General features: G+C 70.1%; 15 protein-coding genes, 1 tRNA gene, 1 pseudogene and 1 CRISPR repeat array (1 of these 18 running past the window's edge). Of the genes and pseudogenes, 10 read left to right on the forward strand and 7 right to left on the reverse strand.

What is annotated here, in order from left to right:
- The first annotated feature begins 32 nt into the window (after positions 1-32).
- The 6 genes and pseudogenes from IMZ35_RS03190 to IMZ35_RS03210 all read left to right on the forward strand — a co-directional run bounded on the left by IMZ35_RS03190 (position 33) and on the right by IMZ35_RS03210 (position 4,515).
- Positions 33-1,085, forward strand: a complete 1,053-nt coding sequence (locus tag IMZ35_RS03190; RefSeq protein WP_199439309.1) for a PIN domain-containing protein — start codon at positions 33-35, stop codon at positions 1,083-1,085.
- Between the two features lie 333 nt (positions 1,086-1,418).
- Positions 1,419-1,865, forward strand: coding sequence for a hypothetical protein (locus tag IMZ35_RS03195; protein ID WP_199439310.1), 447 nt, complete (start codon positions 1,419-1,421; stop codon positions 1,863-1,865).
- A 470-nt stretch (positions 1,866-2,335) separates the two neighbouring features.
- Positions 2,336-2,403: transfer RNA gene (locus IMZ35_RS03200), tRNA-Arg, on the forward strand.
- Positions 2,404-2,809: 406 nt separating this feature from the next.
- Positions 2,810-3,219, forward strand: a pseudogene (locus IMZ35_RS32215) (Glu/Leu/Phe/Val dehydrogenase dimerization domain-containing protein); the annotation flags it as partial.
- Between the two features lie 112 nt (positions 3,220-3,331).
- Positions 3,332-3,589 carry a hypothetical protein gene (locus IMZ35_RS32220; protein ID WP_438816823.1) on the forward strand — a complete coding sequence of 86 codons (258 nt, stop codon included), beginning with the start codon at positions 3,332-3,334 and terminating at the stop codon, positions 3,587-3,589.
- Between the two features lie 239 nt (positions 3,590-3,828).
- Positions 3,829-4,515 carry an RICIN domain-containing protein gene (locus IMZ35_RS03210; RefSeq protein ID WP_199439311.1) on the forward strand — a complete coding sequence of 229 codons (687 nt, stop codon included), beginning with the start codon at positions 3,829-3,831 and terminating at the stop codon, positions 4,513-4,515.
- Positions 4,516-4,569: 54 nt separating this feature from the next.
- Here IMZ35_RS03210 and IMZ35_RS03215 read toward each other — a convergent pair whose 3' ends face one another.
- A complete protein-coding gene (locus IMZ35_RS03215; protein WP_199439312.1) occupies positions 4,570-4,734 on the reverse strand; it encodes an RGCVC family protein in 165 nt (54 codons plus the stop codon).
- A 252-nt stretch (positions 4,735-4,986) separates the two neighbouring features.
- Between IMZ35_RS03215 and IMZ35_RS03220 the strand changes: the two genes are divergently transcribed.
- On the forward strand, positions 4,987-6,762 hold the full coding sequence (locus IMZ35_RS03220) for a pectate lyase (RefSeq protein WP_199439313.1): 1,776 nt from the start codon (positions 4,987-4,989) through the stop codon (positions 6,760-6,762).
- A 119-nt stretch (positions 6,763-6,881) separates the two neighbouring features.
- Positions 6,882-7,367: a hypothetical protein gene (locus IMZ35_RS03225; protein ID WP_199439314.1), complete on the forward strand. Its 486-nt coding sequence runs from the start codon at positions 6,882-6,884 to the stop codon at positions 7,365-7,367.
- Between the two features lie 84 nt (positions 7,368-7,451).
- On the opposite strand, the gene IMZ35_RS03230 is transcribed toward IMZ35_RS03225, so the two are convergent.
- Genes IMZ35_RS03230 through IMZ35_RS03240 form a run of 3 tightly spaced genes read right to left on the reverse strand, consistent with a single transcriptional unit; the run spans position 7,452 to position 10,075 of the window.
- A complete protein-coding gene (locus tag IMZ35_RS03230) occupies positions 7,452-8,681 on the reverse strand; it encodes an amidohydrolase (RefSeq protein WP_199439315.1) in 1,230 nt (409 codons plus the stop codon).
- A gap of 3 nt (positions 8,682-8,684) precedes the next feature.
- Entirely contained in the window at positions 8,685-9,488 is an 804-nt protein-coding gene (locus tag IMZ35_RS03235; protein WP_199439316.1) for an isocitrate lyase/PEP mutase family protein, read from the reverse strand.
- Complete coding sequence (locus tag IMZ35_RS03240) at positions 9,485-10,075, reverse strand: hypothetical protein (protein ID WP_199439317.1); 591 nt, start codon at positions 10,073-10,075, stop codon at positions 9,485-9,487. The genes IMZ35_RS03235 and IMZ35_RS03240 overlap by 4 nt, the downstream gene beginning before the upstream one ends.
- Positions 10,076-10,140: 65 nt before the next feature.
- On the opposite strand from IMZ35_RS03240, the gene IMZ35_RS03245 reads away from it, so the two are divergent.
- Complete coding sequence (locus tag IMZ35_RS03245; RefSeq protein WP_199439318.1) at positions 10,141-10,821, forward strand: ArsR/SmtB family transcription factor; 681 nt, start codon at positions 10,141-10,143, stop codon at positions 10,819-10,821.
- A gap of 1 nt (position 10,822) precedes the next feature.
- Here the strand turns inward: IMZ35_RS03245 and IMZ35_RS03250 are convergent, their stop codons facing one another.
- The 3 genes from IMZ35_RS03250 to IMZ35_RS03260 are packed head-to-tail and all read right to left on the reverse strand — an operon-like array spanning position 10,823 to position 13,853.
- On the reverse strand, positions 10,823-12,025 hold the full coding sequence (locus IMZ35_RS03250; protein WP_199439319.1) for a metal-dependent hydrolase family protein: 1,203 nt from the start codon (positions 12,023-12,025) through the stop codon (positions 10,823-10,825).
- Complete coding sequence (locus IMZ35_RS03255) at positions 12,022-12,462, reverse strand: GAF domain-containing protein (protein WP_199439630.1); 441 nt, start codon at positions 12,460-12,462, stop codon at positions 12,022-12,024. The genes IMZ35_RS03250 and IMZ35_RS03255 overlap by 4 nt, the downstream gene beginning before the upstream one ends.
- Positions 12,462-13,853, reverse strand: coding sequence for an MFS transporter (locus IMZ35_RS03260; protein WP_199439320.1), 1,392 nt, complete (start codon positions 13,851-13,853; stop codon positions 12,462-12,464). Before IMZ35_RS03260 ends, IMZ35_RS03255 begins: the two co-directional genes overlap by 1 nt.
- 144 nt (positions 13,854-13,997) lie before the next feature.
- Between IMZ35_RS03260 and IMZ35_RS03265 the strand changes: the two genes are divergently transcribed.
- Positions 13,998-14,879 carry a MurR/RpiR family transcriptional regulator gene (locus tag IMZ35_RS03265; RefSeq protein WP_199439321.1) on the forward strand — a complete coding sequence of 294 codons (882 nt, stop codon included), beginning with the start codon at positions 13,998-14,000 and terminating at the stop codon, positions 14,877-14,879.
- A 63-nt stretch (positions 14,880-14,942) separates the two neighbouring features.
- A CRISPR array of direct repeats spans positions 14,943-15,454; the repeat unit is 28 nt; unit sequence GTCTTCCCCGCGCGAGCGGGGGTGTTCC; it runs 187 nt beyond the window's last position.

Raw genomic sequence — 15,454 nt, forward strand, 5'->3', positions numbered from 1 at the left:
TGCGCCGTTACACCGATAACCGAAGGTAGCAGATGATTGTAATCGATGCCAACGAACTGCGAGCCATTCCCAATGCGAACGACCGACGATGGCTCCTGCTTAGAGAATTGGCGCGAGAATCAGGTAACGTAATAGCCGTTCCAGATTTCACCTTCGAAGAATTTCGCGCAGGCCTTATGTCAGACATCAAGGATGCATGGCACAAGAGTGTCGAAGCGAACAGAAAACTCTCAAAGTACAGCGAATCCGCCAAGACACGCCCGCACGTAGAGAACCCCGAGCGCCCGAGCGAAACCGCCAATCGGCTAACCTCCGCTTTTCAGAGCGACATAACAGTACTGTCCACAGACGCCTCTATGCACACAGAAGGAATTTCGCGCGAAATATGGCGAAAACTGCCCGCTTCTACTTCATGGACGAAGTCGGGCTACGGGGCTCGCGACGTAATCCTATGGCTGGCGGCCAAGGACGCCTGCAGAACGAATCCCGGTAAGCTTTACTTTGTATCCAATGATGCAGCCGCATTTGGAGATAAAGAACTCCATCCCGAGCTGCGCATGGAACTTACGGAGGATCTCGGGGACCGCATCAACGACTTTATCTACTGCCGGAATGTCGGCACTCTACTAGAGCTAATTGCAGAAAAAACAGAACAAGAAGTCGGCTATCTATCGGTCGACCTGCTCGGAACTAATGATATTTTGACCTCAGCAGTTGGCCATGCATGCAAGAATACAGTTAGCAGGATGCAAAGTAACCTGGTAGGCGATTTGACTGCCGGTCTACGTATGTATCGAATGGAAACCTCCAAAAGCTTGGAACTTCTGTCTATTGATAAGGTTTCGACATACCGAATTGGTGGACGCGCATGGCTTGTAGTTGCAATGACATGGAATCTCACTGCTGCAGTACAACAAGTCTCAGCACTTACGTTCGATGAATCCGAAGACCCAGGATTGCTCGAATGGCCTATGGAGACAAAGCAGAAGCTCCACGTTACCGCCATGGTCGGGGTCCAGGATGGCAACCCTCCTGAAATCCTTACCGTAGATCTGCTTTCGGTTACTCTACCCTCAGGTCAGTAACAGGGAGCAGCAAGAGTGTCGCCCATCCGTCCTGAAGGGCGCGCCCCAAAAGTTACCGGCCTACGCGCCTCACCTCCAACCTGTCCCACCTGTCCCACCTGTCTCTCTTATGTCTCTGACCTGCTAATAGTTGATGAGACAGTACCCAGGAGAGCTGTCCCAGTGGTCTCTCTGGGCCGAGCAACCATCTTCCCCAAGGTGGCGACAATTACTCCCTACTGCGCAGTCCAACGGCCAGCCGGTTCTCCGATAGATCGACTCGATTTCCAAGCGAGGAAGTCAACTCCCACGATCGGGTGGATTATTCAAGATCATATCTCTATCGTTGATAGAATGTTATACATCATCCATCCAACAAAGGATGAAGACATGACCGAGGCAATCAACTTTCGAGAACTGCCCCACATTGATGATGTCGACAATCTGTCGTTGCAGGATGCGGACTGCCTTGCCGAGGTCGCAGCAGTTCTGAAACGGCATGGCGCATCTCAACGCTTTGGCGTCACCCTCTTGCACTCCCATTTTCCAATGGAGAATGACGAGGTGCTACTAGAGCATGTTGATGAAGAAAACCGAGTTCTCACGCATCGTGTCGTGACCCGAAGCGAGCTAGACGATGCGGAGACCATCGAAACAGCATGGCGACTGGATAGTATACCGACAGATGCAGCCCAATGGAGTGAAGAAACCATCGAGAATATGGGGAAAGTTTACTGCCGAAACGTTTGCGTCCCTGCCGAAGGCGGACACAAAGCGAAACACAAGCGTATCACTAACTAGCTGGACACCAAATTGACAGTGAATGGTCCCGTCGGACCGCGTGACGGCAAGGCCCCCGCACAGGGGTCCCGCAACCAACCACACTGCTCTTCGAGGGAGGCTGCAACAGCCTGGGATCGGGTGTACTGGTGTCCATCGACCTTCTCGCTTGCCTGGAGACCCTACTGGCTTGACGACAGCCGACTTCCATGCCGGGAAAACGAGTACACCATGTCGATCTCCGTACAGGGCCGTAAGCGCAACGCTGAGACGGCCGTAGAGCAGTGCACGGGCTACGAGTGACTGGAAGTGTCGCCCCGCAGAGGACAGCAGCGATGCCCAGGCCTCACCCCTGCTGCCCCTCCTGTTACAGCCGCTTGCGCTTGCTGGATCGACTCAAACGGCCAGCACGACGTCGACCTGCGCCAAATACGGGCCAAAGTTACTCTCACGCACAAGATCATTTTGCTGTTTACGCTGGTAGAACGCTCGGCGCGGCCGGTGACCGCACCGCCCTCCGGAGGCGGGAGCGCAGGTTCGAATCCTGCCGGGGGCACCATCCGGGAGAAGGGCCAGGAACGAGTTCCTGGCCCTTCTCCCGTTCTCGGACGTCGCCGGTCGCTGCGATCGTCTTCGCCGCCGGCACGTCCTTCGCACCGGCCGGTTCGTCCTCCACCCGCTGTTCGCGTTCCTGGCGCACCTGCCCCGTCGACAGCCCGTGCGACCAGCTCAGACCTCCGGGGTGACTGTCTCGGGGGGCGTCCCTCTCGCCCGACGACCGGTGAGCGACGTCCACGACGAGGTGCTGCGGCGGAATCCCGGCGAGGACGAGTTCCACCAAGCCGTGCGGGAGGTCCCGGACAGTCTCGGCCCGGTGGTCGCCGAGCACCCGGAGTACGCCGACGCGGCGCTGTTCCGCCGGTCGGGCGAGCCCGAACGGCAGAGCATCTTCCGGATTTCCCCCGGTGGACGACTCCGGAGCCGGGCAGATCAACCGCGGATTTCGGGTCGAGTTCGACTCGGCGCTCGGCCCCCACCGGAGTGGCCTGCGGTTTCACCCGATCGCGAACCTGGAATCGTGAAGTTCCCCGGTTTCCAGCAGATCGTCGAGAACTCGCTCACCGGAATGCCCATCGGTGGCGGCAGGGGCGGCTCGGACTTCGACCCCGGGTGCCGGTCCGACGGTGAGGTCACGCGCTTCTGCCAGACCCTCACGACGGAGTCGTCCGGGCACATCGGCGAGCACACCGGCGTGCCCGCGCGGGTGTGCACCGAGGCCACCGGCCACGGCACCGCGTTCTTCGTCGAGGAGGTGCTCAAGGTCGGCGGCGACTCGTCCGACGGCGAGAAGGTGGTGATCTCGGGCTCCGGGAACGTCGCCGTGCACGCCGCGGAGAAGGTCGCGCGGCTCGGTGACACGGTGATCACCTGCTCGGCTGCCCCGCGCGACGCAGAACGAGCTGAACGGGCGCGACGCCGTCACGCTCATGAGGAACGGGGGCGGGATCGTCGCCGAGGGCGCCACCGCGCCGTGCCCCCGGACGCCGTCCGCCTGTTCGCAGGACGGGTTCCGCGACTCGTGGAGCTTCGACCGCACCGAACGGCGGCTCGCGGACGTCGTGCACGGCATCCACGACCGCTGCCCGGAGGCGGCGGACCTGCACGGCGGGCCCGGCGACCACCTGACCGGAGCGACGTCGCCGGTTTCAGCCGGGTCGCCGACGCGATGCCCGCCCGTGGCGTGATCTGAGACGCCGGACCACGCCGAGGGCGTGGTCCGAACATCCGCGGAACAACGGTGGAACACTCCAGAACAACAGCTTGCCCCGATTGTCCGAACGAGGCCGTGTGCATCGTCCGAACCCAGCTCTTCGTTACGGCAAGAATCTTTCTTGACGCGACCTCGCGACTACTGCCAAGGTCTTTCCTCGTGCGGTTCTACCGCGCCAAATCCGTTGTGTGCAGTGGGGGAAGAGGGATTTTCGTGAAGAAGCAGTTCACTCGTCTCGCCGTCGTGGCGGCGGTCGGTTTTCTCGCGGCGAGCGGTGCGTTCTCGGCGTCGGCCAGCGCGGGGGCCCCGACGACCGGCACCGTCGACGACCCGAGGCTGTCCACCGTCGGTGAGGTTCTGGCGAAGACGGCGAAGGCCGAGCCGGGCGCGGAGTCGCAGCAGCGGTCCGCGGACGTCGAGGCGTCGGCGGCCATCACCATCATGCTGCAGAACGTCAACAGCGGGCGGTGCTTCGACGTCGTCAACGGCAGCACCGCCAACGGCACCGACGTCCAGCAGTACGAGTGCGCCGAAGTGCGTCAGCAGCACCTCACCCTGCTGACCCCGGAGCTGGAGTGGACGAGCATCCAGTTCAAGCACTCCGGCAAGTGCCTCGACGTGCGTGGCGCCGGTTTGAGCAACGGCACGCAGCTCCAGCAGTGGGACTGCGCGTCCGGCATCGCGGCCCAGCAGTTCGCGTTCTTCGAGCAGTCCAACGGCGCCCTCGCCCTGGTGTCCAGGACCGCGTGGGAGGGCAACGCCTTCCACACGAAGTGCGTCGACGTGCGCGGTGCCGGGATCGAGAACGGCGCGAAGATCCAGCAGTGGGGCTGCGGGACCACTCGTGACGACAACGAGGACGTCGTCGCCGCGCAGCAGTTCAACGCCTTCAGCGTCTGACGCTGACAGCACGAAGCCCCCGGCCCTCTTCGGGTCGGGGGCTTCGTCGTGCCGTCAGCGGCAGATGCAGGCGCGGGACAGCGCCGACGAGGTCGTGGCGGCGCAGAAGCGCCTGCCCAGGTCGTCGTGGTCGTCCAGCGGGTGGGGGCAGGCGGGGCACTCGCCGCTGCTCCTCGTGGGGGGCGCGAGATCGGTCGTGCTGCGCTCGGGTGCGGTCATCTCACCGGTTCCAACTCGTGTGGTGCAACGTGGTCGACCGGGGCTCGGGTGGTGCGCGTGAGGCGCGAATCCTGCGATCGTGCCGGAGGTGTCCGGCCCCCCGACGCTACGCCTGTCCGGCGCGGCGGGCTCGGTGGCGGTGCCTGACCGGATGCGGCCACCCCGGGCGTTGCCGGGGTCTCCCGGCCGCGGTAGAAACGACCGGCGCCGCCACGCAACGAGACATCCCCTCGTTCGTTGGAGGCTGGACAGATGCCCCTGAACCGCCGAAGGTTCGCCCGGATCGCCGCCGCGCCCGTGGCCGCGACACTGCTCGGTGTCCGTCCCGGAGCCGCCCTCGCGGCCCCGGACGTGCGCGCCGACACGATCAGCGCGATGAGACGCGCCGCCGTGCACATGGACGAACACGTGTCCTACCGCGGTGGCTACGTGTGGAACTACCTCCCGGACCTCTCCACCACGTGGGGGGAGATGGAGGCCAAGCGCACGATGTGCTGGATCCAGCCGCCGGGCACGCCGTCGGTGGGGCACAGCCTGCTCGACGCGTACCACGCCACCGGTGACGAGGCGTTCTACCGCGCCGCCGTGCGCACCGGGCTGGCACTGGTGCGGGCGCAGCTCCCGGTGGGCGGCTGGAACTACGTCCACGACTTCGCCGGGCGGGCGTCCCTGCTCGACTGGTACGAGCGGATCGGCGCGAACGGCTGGCGGCTGGAGGAGTTCCAGCACCACTACGGCAACGCGACGTTCGACGACGCGGGCACCTCGTCGGCGGCGCAGTTCCTGCTGCGGCTGCTCCTGGAGCGCGGTGACCAGCGGTTCCGGGGTCCGGTGGACCGCGCCGTCCGGTTCGTGCTCTCGGCGCAGTTCTCCGGCGGTGTCGCCGACGGCGGCTGGCCGCAGCGGTTCCCGTCGTTCGCCGGGTCGGTGAGCGAGACGCACTGGCCGGACGTGCTGCCGTCGTGGCTGCCGCCGGACGTCGCGCACGGCATGGAGGACGGCGAGTACACGCAGCACGTCACGTTCAACGACGACGTCCTCGGGGAGAACATCAAGTTCCTCCTGATGTGCGTCTCCGGGCTGGGCCGCCGCGACCTGCTGCGCCCGGTCGTCCGCGCCATGCGGTGCCTGCGCCGGATGCAGCAGCCGGGACCGCAGGCGGGCTGGGGCTTGCAGCACCTGTCGCGCGCGGCGGGCGGGCGGCCCGCCGGGGCACCGGCCGGCGCCCGCTCCTACGAGCCGCGGGCGCTCGCGACGCACACCACGCAGACCAACGTGCGGCAGCTGTTCCACTACTTCCGGCTGACCGGCGACCGCGCGTACCTGAGCCGGGTGCCGGAGGCCATCGCCTGGCTGGAGAGCTGCCCGCTGACCGCTCAGCAGATCGCGGAGAACCCGCTGCTGGCCGGGCGCACGCACCCGACGTTCGTCGAGCTGGGCACGAACCGTCCGCGCTTCGTGCACCGCTTCGGCTCCAACGTCAACAACGGCGCCTACTACTTCGACCACGACCACCGGGCCACGCTGAGCCACTACTCCGCGGGGCGGCCGATCGACGTCGCCGGTCTGCGAGCCACCTACGAGCAGCTCAGCGCGCTGACACCGGCCGAGGTCGCCGACCTGAAGGCCCGTTCGCCGCTGTACCGCGGCGAGGAGATCCCGCTGCCGCGCTACTTCTCGATCCGCGACCTGGAGCTGACCGACCTGTTCCGCGACGCGCCGTTCCCGCTGCCCGCGGTGACCGACGCCGAGGCGGCGGCGCTGGTCGCCGACCTGGGCACGAAGGACCACTGGCTCACGCCGGCCGACGCCGTCACCAACCCCTACCTCGGCCCCGGTCCGGCCACCCCGTACGACGGGAGGGCGTACGCGAGCAAGCACGTCGGCGACGTGTACGACACCTCCCCCCACGACCCGCGCACGCCTCCGGAGGAGCCGCCGTACGTGCCGCGCGACCGTCCGCTGGTGATCAGTTCGTCGGTCTTCGTGGCGAACCTCGGGAAGCTCGTCGCCCACGTGTCGCGATGAACCTCACGTGTTAGACGGGACGCCGCACGGGTAGCCGCACGGCGGCGGCGTTCGCCGGAGCACTCCGGGACGCGTCGCCGTCGTGCGCACCCGCGGGCGTCTTTCGCGAGGAGGATCGAGTGACAGAACCGGGCGACACCCCCGACGCACCCCGGGACACCGGGCTGCCGGACGCGGTCGAGCGCGACCCGGCCGCCCTCAACGCCGCGGAGGACCTCGACGAGGACCGCATGAGGATGGACCCGCTGGAAGCGGGCATGGACCCGCCGGAGCACTGGACCGGCGTGACCAAGTACGGCATGACTCCGCACGAGGAGGCAACCCCCCGGCCGCTGACCGACCGGCTGGCCGAGGAGGTCCCGGACGTCGGCCTCGAACCGCCGGTGTCGGCCGGTGAGGGCGGTCCGGACGAGCGGGACGCGCTGGACGACGAGAACGCGCCGCCCGCGGACGGGGTGGAGGAGGTCCTCGACGAGAACCTCACCCTCGGGATCGCGAGCACGTTCGACCAGGAGGTCGCGCGGGAGGCGATGGAGCGCGGTCAGCTCTCCGACGAGGCGGGCGGGTCCGTCCCGTCGGCCGTCCGGCAGCCCGGCTCGGCGTGACGCTCCCCCGTCACCCCGACGGGACAGCGCGACGCACGCGCCGCGGACGGGTCCCCGTCGCGGCGCGGCGAACGGACCGGCCCCCTACTTCCGACTGAGCCACTCGGCGGCGGCGACCACCAGGTTGACCACGCCGTCGCGGATCGTCGGGTCGAGCACGGGCGCGAAGCGCGTGTTGTGGTTGGACGCCACCCCGGCGGGCAGGACGCCGTCGTCGAGCCGCTCCAGGTCCTCCGGCGAGAACAGCGCGTGATCGGCGCCGCCGACGAACCAGTACACCGACGGGCACCCCGCCTCGGTGCCGAACAGGCCGAAGTCCTCGCTGCCCGCGAGGGGGAACCGCATCGGCCGCAGGACGCGCCCGTGCTCGCGCAGCGCGGTGACGACGCGCTCGGTCGCCCCGGTGTCGTTCACGGTGAGCGGGAAGGCGTTGAGCGGCACGATCTCCGGTTCCCGTTCCGCGCCGGACGCCCGCGCCTCGGCCAGCACGACGCGGCGCACGGCGTCGAGGACGCGCTGCCGCACGAGCGGGTCGAAGCTGCGCACGTTCACCTTCAGCTCGGCCTCGTCCGGGATGACGTTCGCGGCCTCGCCCGCGTGCAGGGAACCCACGGTGACGACGGCCTGCTCGTGCGCGCCGACCTCGCGGGACACGACGGTCTGCAGACGCAGCACGACGGACGCGGCCATCACGATCGGGTCGATCGTGCGCTCGGGCGTGGACCCGTGCCCGGCCCTGCCGAACAGCCGCACGGTGAACGTGTCGGCCGCGGCCATCATCGTGCCGGGCCGGACGGTGACGACCCCGGCCGGCAGAGGCCCGACGTGCTGCCCCAGGCACACGTCGGGGCGGGGGAAGCGGTCCAGGAACCCGTCGTCGAGCATCCAGCGCGCACCCGCGCCGATCTCCTCGGCGGGCTGGAGCACGATCAGCAGCGTCCCGCTCCAGGCGTCGCGGTGCCGCGCGAGCAGGTCGGCCGCGCCGAGCGCGCAGGTGATGTGCACGTCGTGGCCGCAGGCGTGCATGACGCCGTTGGTGGAGGCGTGCGGCAGACCGGTGTCCTCGCGCAGCGGCAGGCCGTCCATGTCGGCGCGCAGCAGCACCACGGGCCCGTCCCCGTTGCGCAGCACCCCGACGACGCCGGTGCGGCCGACGTTCTCGGTGACCTCGTAGCCCCGCTCGCGCAGCCCGGCGGCGGCGAGCGCGGCCGTGCGGTGCTCCTGCCCGCTCAGCTCGGGGTTGGCGTGCAGGTCGCGGTAGGTGTCGTGCAACTGGGGCAGCAGGTCGTCGAGCCCGTCCAGCAGCGACGTCATGTCTCACTCCTCCGGTCGTCGTCCTCGTCGCAGATCATGCCCGCGGGACAGGCCGTCCACCTCGCGGTGCGTCGGCACGCCGGCGGGCAGCGGGGTGTCGTCGCGCACCGCGAGCGCCGCCGCGGTCGTGGCGCGCAGGGCGGCGCGGAACAGCAGCGAGCCGGTGCTGATCCGCCGCACGCCCAGCGCGGCCAGGCGAGCGACGGTGGTGCGGCCGGGCAGGTGCAGCAGGTTCACCGGGACGGGCACGGCGGCGACCACGGCGCGCACGTCGCCCGGTTCGGCGAGACCGGGCACGAACACGCCGTCCGCGCCCGCCCCGGCGTAGGCCGCGACCCGGCGCACCGCTTCCGCGGTGGACGCGCCCCGGTCGCCCCAGTGGGTGTCGGTGCGGGCGTTGACGAAGAGTTCCGGCGCGCGGCGCTTCACCGCGCGGATCAGGTCGCACTGCGCGTCGACGCCGGCCAGGACGCCGCCGGGACGGCCGTCCTCCAGGTTGATCCCGGCCACGCCGAGGCCGGCCAGTTCGGCGGCCAGGGCGGCGACCTCGTGCGGGTCGTCGCCGAACCCGGCCTCGACGTCGACGCTGATCGGCACCGGCAGCCGCACCAGCCGGGCCGCCAGGGCGAGGGTCTCCGCGCGGGCCAGGCCCTCGGCGTCGGGCAGGCCGGAGGCGGCGGCGACGCCCAGGCTCGTCGTGCCGACCGCGGGGAAGCCCGCCGCCACGAGCGCGGCGGCGGAGGAGAAGTCCCAGGCGTTCGGCAGCAGCAGCGGCTCGGGGCCGTCGTGCAGGTCGTGGAACGTCACGACGTCCTCCCCAGCAGTCCCGCGGTGATGGCGAGGGCGTGCGCGCGGCCGGGGCACTCGTGCGCTCCCGCGCCGAACGGCAGCCCGGCGAGGTCGATCAGGTCGGTGCCGCGCCGGGTGTGCCGGACGGGCGGGTCGTGCGCCAGCGCCGCCTCGATCGACCCGGCGGCGCGCGCGGAGCGGACCAGTGCCGCCGTGGCGTCGCACGCCTGCACGAGCAGGCCGAGCAGGGCGGCCGCACGCTCGTCGGCCACTCCCCCGCAGGCGGCGACGAGGCGGTCCACCGCGGCGTCGGCCTCGGCGGTGATCGTGGTGTGCGGGTGGTAGGACGCGGCGACGGCGGCGACGTCCTCGGGGTCCGCGGACACCCCGAGCGCCGTCGCCAGCGCGCTCACCGGGTGGCCGCCCTCGCGGCGCGCGGTGCGGCGCAGCGCTTCCGGGTCGATCCGGGCGAGCAGGCCGACGGCGAGCGCGCGCCGCCGGACGTGGTCGTCGCCGTCGCTGAAGCGCGCCACGTGCGAGCGCAGCCACGCGACGCCGCGCGTGGCGTGCGGGACGGGGGGAACGGGCCGGTCGAGTGGGGTCACGCCGTCGATGCTGGACCCCGCACCCTTCGGCCGCGGCCGAAACGTCGTCGTGGGACTCTCCCGGCGTGAGAGGGGACGCGCTCGCCGAACTGGCCGCTCTGCTGGCCGACCGCACGCGCGCCGAGATCTGCCTGGCGCTGCTCGACGGCCGGGCCTGGACGCCGGGCGAGCTGGCCGCGCACGCGCGCGTCGCGCCGTCCACGGTCAGCGAGCACCTGAACCGCCTGGTCGCGGGCGGTCTGCTGGTGCGCCGCACCCAGGGGCGGCACCGCTACGCGCAGTTCGCGTCGCCCGGGGCGGCACAGCTCGTGGAGGACCTCGCCGCGCACGCCGACCCGGCGGCCGAGCGGCCGAGCACCCTGCGCGCGGCGACCGCCGCCACGGCGCTGGCCCGCGGCCGGACCTGCTACGACCACCTGGCCGGACGGCTGGGCGTGGGCCTCGCGGACGCGCTGATCGCGCGCGGCCTGCTCGACGACACGGCCGGGTTCGCCCTCACCCCGGCCGGAACGGCGTGGTTCGCGCAGGAGCTGGCCTTCGCTCCCGGCCCGTCGCGGCGTCCGGTCGCGCGGGCGTGCCTGGACTGGACGGAACGGCGCTCCCACCTGGCGGGGCAGGCGGGAGCGCACCTCCGGACGTGCTTCGCCGAGCGGGGCTGGATCACGGGCAGCGGCACGGGCCGCGCGGTGCGGGTGACCCCGCAGGGCCGCGCGGCCCTGTGCGACCTGCTGTCCGCGACCTGGTGAGTCAGACCGGGACGCCCGCCTGGACCACCCGGCGGAGGCGACGCGGGTCGGCCAGGACGCCGATGTCCTCCAACGGGTCGCCGTCCAGGACCAGCAGGTCGGCGTGCGCCCCCGGCTCCAGCGTGCCGATCTCGCCGGTCAGGCCTAGCAGCTCGGCCGCGTTCACCGTCGCCGCCCGGATCACGTCGATCGCGTCCTGCACCTCGCGGCGCAGCCGGAACTCGTGGCTCTGGTGGCGGTGCATCCCGCCGAGCAGGTCGCTGCCGTAGGCGAGCTTCACGCCGCCGCGCGCGGCCCGCTCCAGGCCCTCCAGACCGGCCGTGAGGACGTCGTCGACCTTGCGCCAGCTCCCCTCGGGCAGCCCGAAGTCGCGGCCCTCCTCCTTGAGCGCCCAGTACGTCACCAGCGTCGGCACCAGGAACGCGTCGTGCGCGAGGAACAGCTCCACGCTGCTGTCGTCGAGCAGGTTGCCGTGCTCGATCGACCGGACCCCCGCCTCCAGCGCGCGGTTGATGGCCCGCGCCGTGTAGGCGTGGGCGGCGGCGTAGCGGTTGGCGGCCTCCGTCTCCTGCACGATCGCCCGCAGCTCGTCCACCGAGTACTGCGTGGAGTCGATCCGGTCGGTCGGCGAGCTGACGCCGCCACCGGCCATGATCTTGATGTGGTGCGCGCCCTTGCGCAGCTCGTCGCGGGCCGCCGCGCGCACCGCGTCCACCCCGTCGGCGACGCGGCCGAGCCCGGCGCAGCACCGGTGGTCCTCCAGCGCGTTCGCCCCGGGTCCGCGCACGTCGCCGTGTCCGCCGGTCTGGCTCAGGCCCTTGCCGCAGAACAGCAGGCGCGGACCCCGGATGAGGCCCTCCGCCTGCGCGTCGGCCAGGCCGTGATCGGCCCCGGAGGCGTCGCGGACGGTCGTGAAGCCGCGGTCGAGCATCTGCCCCATCGTGCGGGCGCTGTGCGCGGCGACGTAGGACGGCGCGAACCGGGTGAGCGCGGCGAGGTCGGCGGTGGCCGCGGTGACGTGCACGTGCGCGTCGACCAGACCGGGCACCACGACCGCGCCGGCCACGTCGAGCACGCGGGCGTCCGGCGCGGACAGGCCGGGACCGGCCTCGACCACCCGGCCGTCCTCGCAGCGCAGGTCGCCCTCGGAGTAGTCGCCGCTGACGGGGTCGAGGACGCGCGCGTTGCGCACCAGCAGGCTCATGCCCGGCTCCCCTCGACGACCTCGCGCAGCGCGGGGGCGGCGAGCGGCGCGAGGCGCTGCACGGCCGCGACCGAGTCCTCGTCGTAGCTGCCCTCGGCGTCCAGGACGTTGAGCACGCCGAGCACCTCCCCGTCCTCGTCGAGCACCGGCACGTTGACGATCGAGGAGCAGCCGAGGCTCTCGATCAGCTCGTGGTCGGCGAAGATCTCCCGCACGGCGGCGGCGTCGGGACCGAAGTACGGCTCCTTCGCCTCGATGCAGCGGTTCAGCCACGCGGCGGCGACCTCGACGGTCTTCTCCCCGCCCACCGGGTACTCCTGCGGATGGCTGCTGTGCACGCGGCGCAGCGCGCGGCGCTGCGGAATCCAGGCGAGCACGGTGAACAACCGCACGCCCGTGGTCTCGCGGACCCGCTCCTCCAGCTCGGACAACGCGATCACCTCGCCATCTCCTTCGCGGTGTCGGCGGGGTCGCCCCGCTCGGTCAGGTCTTCCAGGGAACGCCCGGCCGTCGACAGGCCGAACACCACCACGCACACCACGCCGACCGTGAGCACCGCCGTGGTCAGGCCGAACACGCCCGCGAAGCCCAGGCTCGCGGCGGACAGGCCGATGATCGTGGGGGCGAGGATGCTGCCGACGCGCCCGAACGCGCTGGACAGGCCGGTTCCGCTGGCGCGGATCCAGGTCGGGAACACCTCGGGGGTGTAGGAGTAGACGCCCGCGTAGGTGCCGTTGAGGAAGAACGACAGCACCGCGCCCGCGATCGTGATGGTCAGCGGGGTGTCCATCTGGGACAGCCAGAACGCGCTGACCGCCGAGCCGGCCAGGTAGATCGCGATGGTGTTCTTGCGGTCCAGCCGCTCGCTGAGCCAGGCGGCGGAGAAGTAGCCGGGGATCTGCGCCAGGTAGATGATGATCGAGAACTCGAAGCTCTTCGTCACGGTGATGCCGCGCTGCACCAGCAGCGTGGGAATCCAGGAGAAGAAGCCGTAGTAGGAGAACGTGATGACGAACCACACCAGCCAGATCACGGCGGTGCGCTTGGCCATCGCCGGGCTCCACAGGAACTTCAGCGCGCTGACCAGCGTGACCTTCGGCGTCTCCACGACGGGCTGCGCGGCGGTCCGCGGCACCGGCGGCAGCGGCTCGCCGGTGGCCTTCTCCACGCGTCGCTCCAGGTCGGAGACGACCTTCTCGGCCTCGTCGAGGCGACCGTTCTGCACGAGGAAGCGCGGCGACTCCGGCAGCGACCGCCGCCACCACAGCAGCATCACGATCGGCAGCGCGGTGATGAGCTGCGCGATGCGCCAGCCGTCCTCGGAGATCGGCACGACGAACCGGCCGATGAGCGCGGCCATGACGAACCCGAACGAGAAGAACCCGGCCAGCGCGCCCACGAACCAGCCGCGGCGCTTGGCCGGGACGAACTCCGACAGGAACGGCGCGATGATCGCGCTCTCCGCGCCCGCTCCGGCTCCGGCGAGCACGCGGGCGCCCAGGAAGACCTCGTAGGTCGGCGAGAACGCGGCGATCACCGAGAACACGGCGTAGAAGGCCAGCGCGTACATCATGACCTTCTTGCGGCCGATGCGGTCGCCGAGCAGGCCCGCGGTGGCCGCGCCGAACAGGAAGCCGAACGGAGTCGCGGACCCGATCAGCCCGAGGTGGGCGTTGTCGAGTCCCCAGACCTGCTGCGCGCTGGGCAGCAGGAAGGCGACGACGGCGGAGTCCATGCCGTCGAAGGTGTAGCCGAGCCCGCCGATGAGCAGCAGGCCGTAGTGCGGACGACTCAGCGGGAGTCTGTCCAGTCGGGCCAACAGGGTCATGGCACACCTTCCCGTGTCTCTGACCAGCGCGGTTGATGACGGGCAACGTATAGTGCAGATTCACAGATCCGCAAGAGTCTTTGCATTTCTGTCGCGCAACGACCGCGTACCGTGTCTCCTTCGACCACTCCGGGAGGATGCGACGTGACGGACCGTGCTGCCGCCGACGGCTTCGAGGACTGGCTGCGCGACCGGGTGCCCGAACGTGGACTGCGCCCCAAGGCCGCCGCCGTGCTGGAGGTGCTGCTGACCCAGCCGCGCCGGGCGTCGTTCGGCTCCACGGTCGAGCTGGCGCAGCTCGCGGGCGTGAACATCGCGACGGTGACCCGCACGGCGCAAGCCCTGGGCTTCGCGGGCTGGCCCGCGTTGCAGCAGGAACTGCGTGCCCGCTACCTGTCCTCGCTGAGCGCGCCGCAGGTGGCGGCCGAGCACCACGGCGTCGGCTCACCGGGCGCGGCCTCGCTGCGCCGCGACCTGGACAGCCTCGCCGTGCTGAACCGCCGCTTCGACGAGAGCGTGGTGGCGACCATCGCACACGCAGTCGCGGAGGCGCGGCGCACCATCGTGATCGCCGACGGCAGCTACGCGGCGGTGGGCATCGCGCTGGCCCACAACGCCAGGCTGGCCGGTTACGACGTGCTGGCCGTGACGGCGGGCGACGCGGAGCTGGCGAACGCCGTGGCGAGCCTGGACTCGCGCGACGTGCTGATCGCGATCAGCTTCTGGCGGCTGTACGAGAGCACGGTCCTGGCCGCGAACGAGGCCCGCTCACGTGGCGCGAGGGTGTTCGCGGTGACCGACGCGGCGAGCCCGGCCCTGGCGGGCGCGGCGGAGGAGATCGTGCTGGTCCCGGCGGAGGGCGTCGCGTTCTTCCCGTCCCTCACGGCCGGAATGGCCGTGGCCCAAGCGGTGGTGGCCCAACTGGCGACCGTGGACCCGGCCCGGACAGCGGCGTCGATCGAAGCGGCGGAAGCGATGTGGTCGAAGTTCGGCCTCCTGCACCGGAGGCCGACGCAGGGGACGTGAGCGAGGTCGGGCAAAGGCATCCTGAAACGCCGGTATGCTCGGTATAGGTGCAGGTCAAGAAGTGTCTTCCCCGCGCGAGCGGGGGTGTTCCCTCCCTCCGGGACAGGCCACCGCCGACGACGTGGTCTTCCCCGCGCGAGCGGGGGTGTTCCGTCCTGCATCGTCGCCCTGCTCAAAAACCAAGCGTCTTCCCCGCGCGAGCGGGGGTGTTCCGTCCGCGTAGCCGTTGGCCTTGAGCCACGCGCGGTCTTCCCCGCGCGAGCGGGGGTGTTCCGGGTACGAGCCAGGACTCTCCGACATCCTCGACGTCTTCCCCGCGCGAGCGGGGGTGTTCCCACCCGGCCGCTGTGCGTGCGGGAGCTGCCCGAGTCTTCCCCGCGCGAGCGGGGGTGTTCCCACGCGTAACGTTCCTCTTGTCAGCAACACGCAGTCTTCCCCGCGCGAGCGGGGGTGTTCCCGCCGCCGCCACCGTGTGCCCGTCCACGATGTGGTCTTCCCCGCGCGAGCGGGGGTGTTCCTGGTTAGCGTTCATCGGCACCGCCGTTCACGCGGTCTTCCCCGCGCGAGCGGGGGTG

Origin of the sequence: Umezawaea beigongshangensis, from assembly GCF_016464305.1 — a bacterium.
In the GTDB taxonomy this organism is placed as follows: Bacteria; Actinomycetota; Actinomycetes; order Mycobacteriales; family Pseudonocardiaceae; genus Umezawaea_A; species Umezawaea_A beigongshangensis.